The organism is Saliterribacillus persicus (genome assembly GCF_003337485.1).
Lineage (GTDB): Bacteria > Bacillota > Bacilli > Bacillales > Amphibacillaceae > Saliterribacillus > Saliterribacillus persicus.
Map to the genome: position 1 here is coordinate 175,358 of NZ_QPJJ01000007.1, position 12,480 is coordinate 187,837.

Below are 12,480 nucleotides of genomic sequence, written 5' to 3' on the forward strand. Positions count from 1 at the left end.
ATGGAAAAAACATTAGAGGTAAAAGGGATGACTTGTGGTCATTGTAAAATGTCTGTGGAAGGTGCACTTAATGAATTAGAGGGTGTAAATTCTGCCGAAGTAGATTTAAAGGAAGATAAAGTAATGGTTAATTATGATGAAAGTAAAGTATCGATAGAAGAGATGGAGTCAGCTATAGAAGAACAAGGATATGATGTTGTTTAATAAGATGTAAGCGAAGAGCCAGTTAAGGGTATATGCCTTTAACTGGCTCTTTTTATCTAAAGAATACTAATCTCAGTAAAAAAGTTGAAAAATTAGCACTTCTTCGTTAACGTAATTTTCCTCATAACGGATCCCATTAAGAATACTTGGCTTTCCACTTTCAAGCCTGATTGTTCAATATTTTCCATCGTTCTTCGATTTATGTTTGCCCCGACAATGTGTAGGCCAATAGGGTTAAGAAAATCCATACCCTTTCCAATAACAGGATGGTCACTTCTCATGTGCTCAAGCATTAGCACTTTACCACTCGGTTTTAGTACTCGATGTATTTCTTTGAGACCCTGAACAGGATCAGGAACAGAACAAAACACACATGTAGAAATAATGGTGTCGAAGCTGTTATCTTCAAAAATTAGATTTTCAGCATCCATTTCTAATAATGCTACAGCATGATTATTTTTTTGCGTTTTTTCTTTTGCCTTCTCTAGCATTTTAGGGCTAAAATCGATGGCAGTTAGATCAATATTATCAGGGTAGTATGGAAGATTAGTGCCAGTACCAACCCCTATTTCTAAAACTTTCCCTTGAGCTTCCTTTAATAACTCTTTCCGCCAACCTTCAGGCATCATATTATCCATCAAATTAAATATACTAGAAATTCGATTATAACGCCGCTTGATTGTGTTTGTCATTTTTGTACTCATCATTTTCACGCCTTTCTTTTAGAGAATACAAATGAAAAGAATCGTCTTAAATCATTATTTAAAATAAACAGAAATAATTAGTTTATTATGTTTGCAAGGTTTTAATCATATTTTCTATTGCATGAGCGACTCCATTCTCTTTATTGGATAGCGTAATAAAATTACTTGAATTTTTTATAAGTTCCTCAGCATTTCCCATCGCAACGCCGTGTCCAGCCATTTCTATCATCGACAAGTCATTTAAGTTATCGCCGATAGCCATCACATCAATCATATCAATGCCTAATTTATTCGCAAACCATTTTAGGGCAATACCTTTTTGTGCCTCAGGATGATTAAATTCTAAATTCGAGTGACCAGAGGAAGTAATCGCTAAAAGTTCATCCTCTTTTAACTGTTCATGCACTCTTTTTAATTGTTGATCATCTATAGAAAATGCGAGTATTTTGTATACTTCTATATCTTCTCGTCCAAAGACTTCATTTAAATCATTTGTAATTTCAATTTCTTCATCTTGAAATCTTTCCATCGCACGTGCTCTTACGATTTCGGGGTCAACATCAGCGTTTGCAGATAAAGCAATATCTACCATAACCTTAATAAAAACTTCTCGACTTTCTGAAAATCCTCCCTTATTTGTAAATACTTCTATGTATATGTTTTCCTTATGACAAATTTGGCTAATCTTCATACAAGACTCTTTTTCTAAGGGAGCAGTTTTTAGTATTTCTTCGTTTAAATCATGAACTTTCGCGCCATTTAAACAAATAATCGGGCATTTTAAGCTTACTTCTGCCAAAGGTTTTTTAGCAGCTTCATACGACCTTCCAGTGGCAACAATAACTTCAATACCGTGATCCTTAGCTAATTGAAGTGCTTTTGCGTTTTCTTTACTTATTTGGTGTTCCTCATTTAGGAGTGTACCGTCTAAATCAGTTGCAATAAGTTTCATATTATCCCCTCAATTCTGTTTATATTGTAAAGCATACAAGATAGGTGAACAATTTGTCATGAATAAACTGTTTTTGATTAGTGATAATTTAGTTATTGAGTTGAATTTTTCTACATTAAAGCTCTTTAATTGTTAATGAAACCTTTTAGAATTTAAATCGTATATTATATAGCAGGGAACATATAATTTTTTTAAATATTAATGAAAGAAAAGAGGTGAGCTTATGAGTCAAAGTGATGAACGGATGTTTGCCATGTTAATTTACTTATTAAGTATATTTTTCCCAGTACTAGGACCTTTAATTATTTGGATTATTAAACGCGATGATTCTGATTTTATCGATTATCATGGAAAAGAGTATTTCAACTTTTTAATTTCAATTACCATTTATGGAATCATTAGTAGTATTTTAATAATTATTTTGATTGGATTTGTTTTGTTAGCAATTGTAGGATTGTATACATTGATTTTTACTATTATTGCGTTAATAAAAGCGTATGGTGGGGAGCGATATGAAATCCCACTTACAATAAGAATAATTAAATAGTTGATAATAAACTAGTGGTAGCTATGTTTTATGCATAGCTATCACTTTTTTTACGCAAAATGACTGCAAAACCTATCAGAAAGTTGGTAATGTATTGAAGAAATCCTTACTAAACATGGTGAAAAATTATAATTGAAACCCTCCCTAATTATTGCTCATGAGCCGATTTCTTTATCATCTAATTTAAGCGGGGTATAATAATTTTTAAGAAGTGTCACCGAAAGGGACATATTTTTTAAGATTAAATGTAAGCGTTTTATAAATTATTTTTAAAAGGAGTGCTATCGTCAATGCAGGATCGTTATTTAGGTCGAACTGGACTAAGGGTAAGTGAGTTATGTTTGGGTACTATGACGCTAGGAAGAGAAACTAGTGAAGCGGATAGCGGGAAGATTCTGGACAGGTACAAGGCTGAAGGTGGTAACTTTTTAGATACTGCAGATGTGTATACTAGAGGTGCTTCAGAAGAAATTGTTGGCTCATGGTTACAGAAGCAAAACCGTGATGATTTTGTCCTTGCTACAAAAGTTCGTTTTCCAATGGGAGAGGGGCCCAATGATGTTGGCTTAAGTCGAAAACATATAATATCTGGAGTGAAAGAAAGTTTACGTAGATTAAAGACAGATTATATTGATTTATATCAAGTGCATGCGTGGGATCCACGAACACCATTAGAAGAAACACTAAGCACTTTAAATGATTTAGTTAGAGAAGGTCTAGTGCGCTACATAGGTGCTAGTAATTACAAGGGTTGGCAGCTGCAAAAGGCGATAGATATGAGTGAAAAAAATGGATGGGAAAAGTTTGTATGCTTGCAGCCTCAATATAATTTACTCACAAGAGCAACTGAATGGGAGCTTATTGATGTGTGTGAAAATGAAGGTCTTGGAGTTATCCCTTGGAGTCCTTTACGAGGCGGCTGGTTAAGCGGGAAATTTACACGTGAGCTATCAAAGCCACCTGAAAATACAAGAATAGCGGAAGCGGATAAAAAAGGCTATAGTGAAACTTGGGATATGTATAATAATGAAACAACTTGGAACTTAATCGATACGTTGATTGAGGTTGCTAAAGAAGTAAATAAAACACCAGCACAAACAGCAATCAACTGGTTATTAAACAAACGTGGGGTTACCGCTCCAATTATTGGTGCACGTAACAGAGAACAATTAGAGGCTAATCTTGGTTCTGCTGGCTGGTCTTTAAATGATAATCAAATGGCACGTCTTGACAGGGCGAGTGATTTATTTGTGAGTTACCCTTATGATCAGGCAGCTCATGATCAGCGTACAAGAGGAAGAGAGTAAAAATCACCTAGCGAATGAGGAAAGATCCTCATTCGTTTTTAGCGTTTTAAAAAGCTAAGAAGTAAAGTCAGCTTTCAATAGATATTGCAAATTCTAGTATTTTAGGTATATAAATGTTAAAATTTTAACATTAAGACGCTATATTGAGGAAAAAGGAGGAATGACATGTATATCGTTCACTCCGTGTTTGATGTCCCAGAAGAAAAAGCCGATGAGGTTATAGATATATACAAGAATAGAACTGGTTCTGTCGATAAATGGCCAGGATTCATTGATTTTAAACTTTTACAAAATGAGCGCAAGGTCGGTGAACTTACAGTAGAAATATGCTGGGATACAAAGGACAGCTATCTTAACTGGGTGACAAGTGATGAATATCAGAAAATACATGAGCTTGAGAAGAAATATCCAGATAAGGAGCTAGCTGGCATTGTTCCAAAAGTACACAAATACAAGGTGGTTGCAAAATGAAATTAAGTCACCCCATAGAAAATGTACTTGATGAAGTCGTAGAGGAAATCTATAAGGCTTATCCCAGTTTGCAAGAAGATTACGGTGAAACGGGTAAAATTAAATGTAGAGAAGATAATCAACACCATCTTGATCATTTGCTTACCGCTTACCAAGTTGGACAAACAAAAGTATTTTTAGATTATAGTTTATGGTTAAATAATGTCCTCACAACTAGAGGAATGAAAGGTGAACATTTACGTTTCAATTTTGAGAAGCTTTATGATGCCATACAGGACAAGCTGCCGATAGAACAGCAAGTTTTTTACCAACAATGTTTAAAGAAAGCGATATACGAATTGGAGTTAAGTTAAAGCGTTAAAAGGATGATTTTATTGCAACAAACATACGAGAAGTTTGCAGCTTTTTTATTAGAGGGCAATCATAAAGAAGCTTATGAATTATTACAAAATGAAAAAGAAGACAGTCTCACCATCTATATGGAAATTGTTACAAAAGCCATGCAGCATATTGGAGAGTTATGGCAAACGAATCAAATAACAGTTGCAGACGAACATCTGGCGACAAGTGTGTGCGATTATGTACTTTCACATTATACGTTTAAGCATATGAGTAAGGAAGAAGAAACAGCAAAACATAAAATTATGTTCTTATGTCTTGAAGAAGAACAACATACAATTGGTACGAAAATGGCAGCAGCTTTGTGTCAAGAGAAGAATTGGAAAGTTAAACTATTAGGTGCAAACCTACCATTAGAGTATGTTATATCAAGTGCAAACAAGTGGAAGCCGGATGTAATCGGTCTATCTGCAGCCATTGCTTATCGCTTACCAGTCTTAAAACAATACATTGAAACACTGGAAGAATTAGAAGGCAAACCAAAAGTCATCATTAGTGGTAGATTAGCTTCAACCTTTGATTTAAGTAACTATCAAAGTGACCAAACCTTTGTATTAAAAGACTTGCGTTCTTTTAATAGCTGGCTTGAAAACTATCAGAAAGGGGTCTCTGTAAATGGTGCAAGTTAAACATTTACCGCTTCCGTATTTTGAAATTAATAAGAATTATGACATTCAGTCTATTTCTTCTATAACTTCAAAGACATTTGCGGTAGGAGATAATTTTTTAAATATAGTAGATGATGATAGTAAAAAGAAGGTTGAAGAATATATACAACCAAAAGTGAAAGATATTGAAATGGAGCTTGTCTTAAATACAATTGAGGCACCTACTTCTTTGTTTAATGTTTATGTAACGTGGGAAGGTGAAACAGGTCATATCATTTGCCAACCACTTCAAGATCAATTAGAAAAACTTTCTAAGCAATTAGATGATCTACGTGCAAGATTGACGAGTTCTGACTTTGATTTAATAGAAAAAAAAGAAGAATTAGAACAAACACTTATCCGGGTAAATAAACTATCTGGTCCATTTCTTCCGCTTAGTGAACGATTAGTATTTGTGCCTTTGTTTGGTGATTTGGATAAACATATGCTTCGTTTGATAAAACCGCATATTGTAGATGCTTTAAATCAATCCGATTATAGTTATATTCTTTTTGATTTTAGTGCGGTAGATGTCATAACTCAAGAAGGATTAACTGAGTTAGATCAATTTTTTCAAACGATTCAGTTGTTAGGGCAAAAAACTATTATAAGTGGGATTAAGCCTGCTCAAGCGACAACGATTAAATTTTCCAATTGGTTTAGGCAATCAATAAAAGTCGCTAATTTAGAAACTGCTATTAATCGTTATTTAGTTCCTTCCAAACAAAAAAATAAATATTCCTCATAAAAAATAAAAAAGCTTCTTTTTAAAAAGGAGCTTTTTTATTTTTGGAAGGATTATTCTCATATATGATGGAAAGCTGTTAATATCAATTTTAAGTTTCCACGTTTGAATAATTAAAAATTAAAAACATAGTAACTTAACAACTAGTTTTATTGCTACATTTATGTAAAAATATAACCAGAAGTTATTTGCTATAGAACAGGGGGGATAAATATGATAAATAAAAGAATATTCCTATTCATCATAATTTTTATTGGGTTATTTGTAAGCGGTTGCAATATGAAGGGTACAACCAAGGATCCTTATCAAATTGTTTATCAAAGCGAAGTCATAGCTGAGCAAAATCGTAGTAATATTCATGCGGATTATACGATTGCAGTTGTGCCTAAAGTAGTAAACATACCTTATTTTAATGCCGTAGAAAAGGGAGTAAAGGAGGCTGGTAAGGATTTAGATGTAAGAGTTATTTTTGAAGGTCCAAATATTGCTGATTCTAAGCAACAAATAAAAATTATACAGAATTTATTAGACAAAGAAAAACTGGATGTTCTTGCACTTTCTGCAAATGATCCAGAGGCATTACTCCCCGTATTAAAGAAAGCTAGAGAAGCTGGAGTAAAAGTAATTACTTGGGACTCAGATACTGTACCAGAAGGAAGAGATTTCTTCGTGAACATGGTTAATCCAGAAATATTAGGTAGACATTTAATGGATACTCTTGCTTGGAATACAGAGGAAAAAGGAGATTTCGCTATCATGACAGGATCGCGAAATGCTTCTAACTTAAATGAATGGTTATATTGGATTCAAAAACAATATGAAGATTTTTATCCAAATATGAATTTAGTTGCCATTAAAGAAACAAATGATGATCCGCATACCGCCTATATTCGTGCAAAAGAACTAATTGCTACATATCCGAATTTGAAAGGAATCATAGGGAATTCTTCAGTCGGTCCACCAGCAGCTGCTGAAGCTGTAAATGAACTTGGAAAAAAAGGAGAGATTGCTGTAGTTGGTCTTTCTTCACCAAATCCAATGAATGAATATTTAAAGAAAGATATTGCTCAAATCATCACTCTGTGGAGTCCCAAGAAGTTAGGATATCTCACTGTTTCACTTAGTAAAAATTTGGCGGATGGAAATGATCCCTATGATGAACAACAGATTCCAGGGGTAGGTATAATTAGAATGCAAAATGATATGGTGATTATGGGGCAGCCAATTGATTTTACGAAAGAAAATGTCGATCAATATGATTTTTAACCGTCTTAGAAACAGCCGTCTGATGTCTAAACTAATGATTACTTATTTTCTACTAACTGTCATACCTATTTCAGTATTAGGGTTTGTTGCATACAATCAATATACAAAATCCATTGAGAAACAAGTTGGTGAATATATTCCTAAGCTTCTAGAGCAAGCAAATATCAATATTAATAATCAGTTAAATGAATATAGATCTTTACCAGATTCATTATATAACGCCAACCAAGTAATAGAGGTTTTGAGAAAAGATTCTTATCAAAATAATTCAAATTTATTTAGGGATGAGTTTCTAGTTAATAATTACTTATCGAAAATGTATATGAATAGTGGAAATAATGATATTTTGGGAGTTTTTATATTAAGTAAAAACCGTTTGTTTACTAGCTCAAAAGCTGATTATAGTGGATTCCAATTAGAGAATTTCCCCTCCACTTATGGTGAAAATCTTGATTTGCAAGGAAGGACGGAATTTATTTTACCAAACCAAAGCGATCTAGCATTTCAGGGAGATCCACCATTCATTCTGATGATGCGAGAATTGAGAGACTATGAGAACCAAGAAACATTAGGTACGATCTTTGTTGCTATTCGATTAACCTTTATTGAGCAAGCGATGGAGAGCTTATATGAAGATCAAAAACCAACGATTTGGTTAACAAATGAAGAAGGAGTTATTATCTATCATACTAAAAGAGACCGAATTGGAACACTTGATCCTCGCTTTAGAAACTATCCGAAAATTAATGGGAGCTTCAGGACGACAGATTTTAATGATAATCAATTAATAAGCACCAATAAATTTCCGAATATGAATTGGTATTCTTATCACCGTATCGCGTTAGAGGATTTAATGAAAGAGACAAACCAAGTTCGAAATGGAACGATTCTGGTATTTTTAATATTTGTAATATTAAGTAGTGTAATTTCTGTTATTTTAGCTTGGAATGTGTCGCACCCACTTCAAAAGCTAGCTCGGCTGATGAAAAGGGTGGAAAAAGGTGATTTTAAAGTTGATTTACCAATTAATAAAAAAGATGAGATTGGTTTGTTAGCGAAAAGTTTTAATTCTATGATACAAGAAATTGAGCATTTAATAAAAATGAACTATCAAATTGAATTAAGACAAAAGGATGCAGAGTTATACGCTTTGCAATCACAAATTAATCCGCATTTTATGTACAATACGCTTGAAACAATTGGATATGCAGTGGAAGAGGAGGAAAAAGAAATTGTATCAAGAATGGTAGCATTACTTGGCAGAATGTTAAGGTATTCTTTAAATAATAAGGAAAAGGTTGTTCCGCTAAAACAAGAGCTTGGACATATAGAAGACTACTTAACCATTCAACAGTTCCGTTTCGAGGATAGAATTGATTTTCAAATCAAGGACATCGTTGGAAATGATAGCTACTATGTCCCGAAATTTATATTACAACCAATTGTTGAAAATGCAATTAAATATGGGTTAGAAGCGAACTATAAGGTTAGAATAAAAGTCATGATAGAAGAGGGGAAAAATAATAAACTGATAATAAAAATTGAAGATAATGGCCCGGGAATAAAAGAAGCAGATTTAAGTCAATTAAATCTTTCATTTAAGTCGAATCCAATGATTAGAAGAGATGAAAATTTTGGATTAATTAATGTTCATGCAAGAATAGCTTTAATCTATGGTGAAAACTATGGTTTAGAAGTAGAAAGTGTGATAGGAAAAGGAACCACTGTGATGATTCGTTTACCAGCAGATGAGAGTGAAAGAGGGGGAGAAAAATGAATGATTTGATTCGGACGATAGTTGTTGATGATGAAGCTCGACTGCGAAGAGGGATTATAAGACAAATAGATAATTTAGGAGAGACATTTAAAGTTGTAGGAAGTTTTGCTACGGGAAAAGAATGTTTATTAGCTTTAGAGAGAAATGAAGTAACGATTGATTTATTAATTACAGACGTGAAAATGCCAGAAATGGATGGACTAACATTAATAAAAGAGTTAAAGAAAAAACAACCCTTTCACACCATAGTTATAAGTGGATTTGATGATTTTAACTACTTGCAAACAGCTATAAGAGAAGGAGCGAGTGATTATCTCATTAAACCGATTAATCGTGAAGATTTTCAAAAGCAATTGAAAAAGATAGCAGCTGATATCGATGCTTCTAAAAGAATGAATCATCAGCTTGAACTATTAAAGAGAAAAGCGGAATCATCTACTTATTTAAAACAAGTACATCAATTACATGAAATGCTGAATGCAGAGGAAACAGATATTACATTTTTTGATCGAACAGATACTTTTCCAAATGGCAAATACAAGTTACTTTACGTGAAAATTGACCAAATATTAACAAAGCAGCAACGACTATTGAATGAAGAGTGGAGTGCATTTCTCTTTACTATAAATAATATCGCAGAAGAAATGGTTCAAGAGAGAAATAGTAGCTATGATATTCTAACTTGGAAATGGAATGAATCGAATGTTTCCTTTTGGATTTTACTAAGAGAATTAGAGGGTGTCACCTTAGGTTACCTTTTCGCAACAAAATTACAAGAAAATATTAAGAAATATACACCTCTTAGCTGTTCTGTAGCTATAAGTGATGCTATGGAAAATGTAGCGATGATAGCATCTTTAAAAACAGAATTACAACTAGCAATGAAAGATCGATTATTATATGGAGATAATCAGCTATTTACATCAGAATATAAAGAACCTATTAATCTAGAGGGAAATTCCAATCTATTTATTCAAATAAAACAGAATATAGACCAATTAATTTTCCATCTTGAAAACTGGGAATTGACGAAAATTGATTTCGATTTAAAAACCTTTTTAGAAAAAATCGAAAAATTAAATACATCCTATGAAATTGATCAAGCAGTTCAATTGCTAGCTATCCGTGTAATGAATGTGCTACTAAAGTATACCGGAGCGGAAGAATGGGAACATATTCACAGAGTATTTGAACTAACTGAAAAATCAGCAGCAAGACATGAAGTAAGAAATGGCGTGAGTGAATGGATGAAAGACGTATCAAATACATTAAAAACGATAAAAGCTAATCAAAAGACAGATCCAATTACTATAGCCAAAGAATGGATTGACATGAATTTAGATAAATCGATTACTATTGAAAAAATATCAAAGCAAGTTTATATGAATCCAACATACTTTTGTCAATATTTCAAAAATGAAACAAATGTTACCATTCACGATTATGTAACCCAAGAACGGATGAATTTAGCAAAAACGTTATTATTGTCAAATGAATGGAAGGTGCAACAAATAGCCGAAAAGGTTGGTTATCAGGATGTAAAACACTTTGGAAAACTGTTTAAAAAACATTACGGAAATACCCCTTCTAAATTTAGATTAGAATTAAATATGATGAAACAATAAAGTTGAGATGAATTGATGTTTCCTTTTGCTTAGTGAATCTCCAAATTATGCAAAAATTGACTTACTAAATTACTTTTCTGACTTAAAATATATAACCGAACTAAGGTAGATTAATATTATCTGCTTTAGTTCGGTTTTTTTATTGTCATGGTCTTTTTACCTTCACCTAATTTTTAAACTTTCATGAAGCATAAATTGACTGAGAAACGTCCCCCTAATCTGAAAAAACTCCCCTTTGATTTACCCTTCAATTTACTTAATATAATTGTAAGCGCATTCAATATAGCTGAATGAAACTTAACTGATAAGGAGTGAGGATATGACTGAGCACATCCTCGAATTAAATGGTATTACGAAGGAATTTCCTGGTGTAAAAGCCTTGGATAATGTCCAATTTGAATTAAAGACTGGTGAGATTCATGCCTTGATGGGAGAGAATGGAGCTGGTAAATCTACCTTTATCAAAGTAATAACCGGCGTCCATCAACCAAATGAAGGACGGATAAAGTTAGAGGGAGAGGAAATTACCTTTCAAGGTCCAAAAGATGCTAATGCAAAAGGGATCGCTGCAATTTATCAACATGTTACAAACTATCCAGACTTAAGCATTACAGAAAATATTTACATGGGTCACGAAAAAATAAATAAGAAAACTAGAATGATAAATTGGAAAGAAATGCATCAGGATGCTAAAAAATTATTAGAAAGTCTAGGCTCAAAATTAGATCCCAAAACAGAAATGAGTGTCTTGAGTGTTGCGCAACAGCAAATAGTAGAAATAGCAAAAGCTTTATCTAGTAACGCTAAAATAATCATTATGGATGAGCCTACAGCTGCACTAACACACAGAGAAAGCGAAGAGTTATATAAAATTACAGAAAGGTTACGAGATGAAGGGGTTTCTATTATCTTTATTTCACATCGTTTTGAAGATATGTACCGACTTGCAGATCGTGTAACAGTTTTTCGTGACTCACAGTATATCGGAACCTGGAATGTAGTGGATATAACCAATGATGATTTGATCGTAGCGATGGTTGGGCGAGAGATAAAGCAATTGTTTCCTGATAAAACCAATATTATAAAAGAAGAGGTTTTAAGGTTAGAAAAATTAGGTCAGATTGGTAGATTTAAAGATATCTCCATAAATCTTCACAGGGGAGAGATTTTGGGGATTACTGGGTTAGTCGGGGCAGGAAGAAGTGAATTATGCCAAGCGATGTTTGGGATAGAACCTTATGATGAAGGGGCGATGTATTTTGAAGGAACGCGAATATCCATCGATAATCCTACAGATGCAATCAAGCTTGGAATTGGTTATTTGCCAGAAGATCGTCAAGCACAAAGTCTAATTCTTCAGTGGGAGATTAAACAAAACATAACCTTAGCATCTTTAGCTCAATACTCTAAGAATGGCTGGTTAAACGAAAAAAAGGAAAGGGAGATTGCTAAAGAATTGGCAGAAAAGGTTGATGTAAAAACAAATAGTGTCTTTAGTTTAGCAAGTTCATTATCTGGAGGAAACCAACAAAAAGTATCGGTAGCAAAACTATTAACAACGGATTTGAAAGTAATTATTTTTGATGAGCCTACAAAAGGAGTCGATATCGGAGCAAAATCTGCTATCTATCAAATTATTGTTGACCTAGCATCATCTGGCTATGGGATTATTATGGTATCCTCTGAAATGCCTGAGGTATTAGGGCTAAGTGATCGTATCGCCGTAATGTGTGAAGGAAGGCTTACAAAAGTAATGGGTAATGAAGAAGCTACGCAAGAAAAGATATTAGAAGCAGCTATGACAAAAGAGATGGCAGTGCATTAAAGCTAGGAAGG

General features: G+C 33.4%; 13 protein-coding genes. 11 read left to right on the forward strand and 2 right to left on the reverse strand.

All coding sequences use genetic code 11. The annotated features are described in order from the left end of the window. Positions 1 to 204 (forward strand): copper chaperone CopZ, encoded by a 204-nt coding sequence (copZ, locus tag DFR57_RS09985; RefSeq protein WP_114353008.1) that lies wholly within the window; start codon positions 1 to 3, stop codon positions 202 to 204. Positions 205 to 296: 92 nt separating this feature from the next. On the opposite strand, the gene DFR57_RS09990 is transcribed toward copZ, so the two are convergent. After that, entirely contained in the window at positions 297 to 908 is a 612-nt protein-coding gene (locus DFR57_RS09990; protein ID WP_114353057.1) for a class I SAM-dependent methyltransferase, read from the reverse strand. 85 nt (positions 909 to 993) lie between these two features. After that, the gene (locus tag DFR57_RS09995; protein WP_114353009.1) at positions 994 to 1,860 is read right to left on the reverse strand and encodes a Cof-type HAD-IIB family hydrolase; all 867 of its coding nucleotides are present in this window, start codon (positions 1,858 to 1,860) and stop codon (positions 994 to 996) included. Between the two features lie 223 nt (positions 1,861 to 2,083). On the opposite strand from DFR57_RS09995, the gene DFR57_RS10000 reads away from it, so the two are divergent. The 10 genes from DFR57_RS10000 (at position 2,084) to DFR57_RS10045 (ending at position 12,469) form a co-directional block, all read left to right on the forward strand. Beyond that, positions 2,084 to 2,407 (forward strand): DUF4870 domain-containing protein, encoded by a 324-nt coding sequence (locus DFR57_RS10000; protein ID WP_114353010.1) that lies wholly within the window; start codon positions 2,084 to 2,086, stop codon positions 2,405 to 2,407. A gap of 290 nt (positions 2,408 to 2,697) precedes the next feature. Further along, on the forward strand, positions 2,698 to 3,714 hold the full coding sequence (locus DFR57_RS10005) for an aldo/keto reductase (protein WP_114353011.1): 1,017 nt from the start codon (positions 2,698 to 2,700) through the stop codon (positions 3,712 to 3,714). Between the two features lie 165 nt (positions 3,715 to 3,879). Continuing rightward, entirely contained in the window at positions 3,880 to 4,185 is a 306-nt protein-coding gene (locus DFR57_RS10010) for an antibiotic biosynthesis monooxygenase family protein (protein ID WP_114353012.1), read from the forward strand. After that, a complete protein-coding gene (locus tag DFR57_RS10015; protein WP_114353013.1) occupies positions 4,182 to 4,538 on the forward strand; it encodes a hypothetical protein in 357 nt (118 codons plus the stop codon). Before DFR57_RS10010 ends, DFR57_RS10015 begins: the two co-directional genes overlap by 4 nt. Before the next feature lie 21 nt (positions 4,539 to 4,559). Further along, on the forward strand, positions 4,560 to 5,213 hold the full coding sequence (locus tag DFR57_RS10020) for a cobalamin B12-binding domain-containing protein (protein WP_170132959.1): 654 nt from the start codon (positions 4,560 to 4,562) through the stop codon (positions 5,211 to 5,213). Then, complete coding sequence (locus DFR57_RS10025; protein ID WP_114353015.1) at positions 5,200 to 5,979, forward strand: STAS domain-containing protein; 780 nt, start codon at positions 5,200 to 5,202, stop codon at positions 5,977 to 5,979. Before DFR57_RS10020 ends, DFR57_RS10025 begins: the two co-directional genes overlap by 14 nt. 210 nt (positions 5,980 to 6,189) lie before the next feature. Then, on the forward strand, positions 6,190 to 7,242 hold the full coding sequence (locus DFR57_RS10030; protein WP_114353016.1) for an autoinducer 2 ABC transporter substrate-binding protein: 1,053 nt from the start codon (positions 6,190 to 6,192) through the stop codon (positions 7,240 to 7,242). Continuing rightward, complete coding sequence (locus DFR57_RS10035; protein ID WP_114353017.1) at positions 7,202 to 9,019, forward strand: cache domain-containing sensor histidine kinase; 1,818 nt, start codon at positions 7,202 to 7,204, stop codon at positions 9,017 to 9,019. The genes DFR57_RS10030 and DFR57_RS10035 overlap by 41 nt, the downstream gene beginning before the upstream one ends. Further along, positions 9,016 to 10,644, forward strand: coding sequence for a response regulator transcription factor (locus DFR57_RS10040; RefSeq protein WP_114353018.1), 1,629 nt, complete (start codon positions 9,016 to 9,018; stop codon positions 10,642 to 10,644). The genes DFR57_RS10035 and DFR57_RS10040 overlap by 4 nt, the downstream gene beginning before the upstream one ends. A 319-nt stretch (positions 10,645 to 10,963) precedes the next feature. Next, on the forward strand, positions 10,964 to 12,469 hold the full coding sequence (locus tag DFR57_RS10045; RefSeq protein WP_114353019.1) for a sugar ABC transporter ATP-binding protein: 1,506 nt from the start codon (positions 10,964 to 10,966) through the stop codon (positions 12,467 to 12,469). Positions 12,470 to 12,480 lie beyond the last annotated feature (11 nt).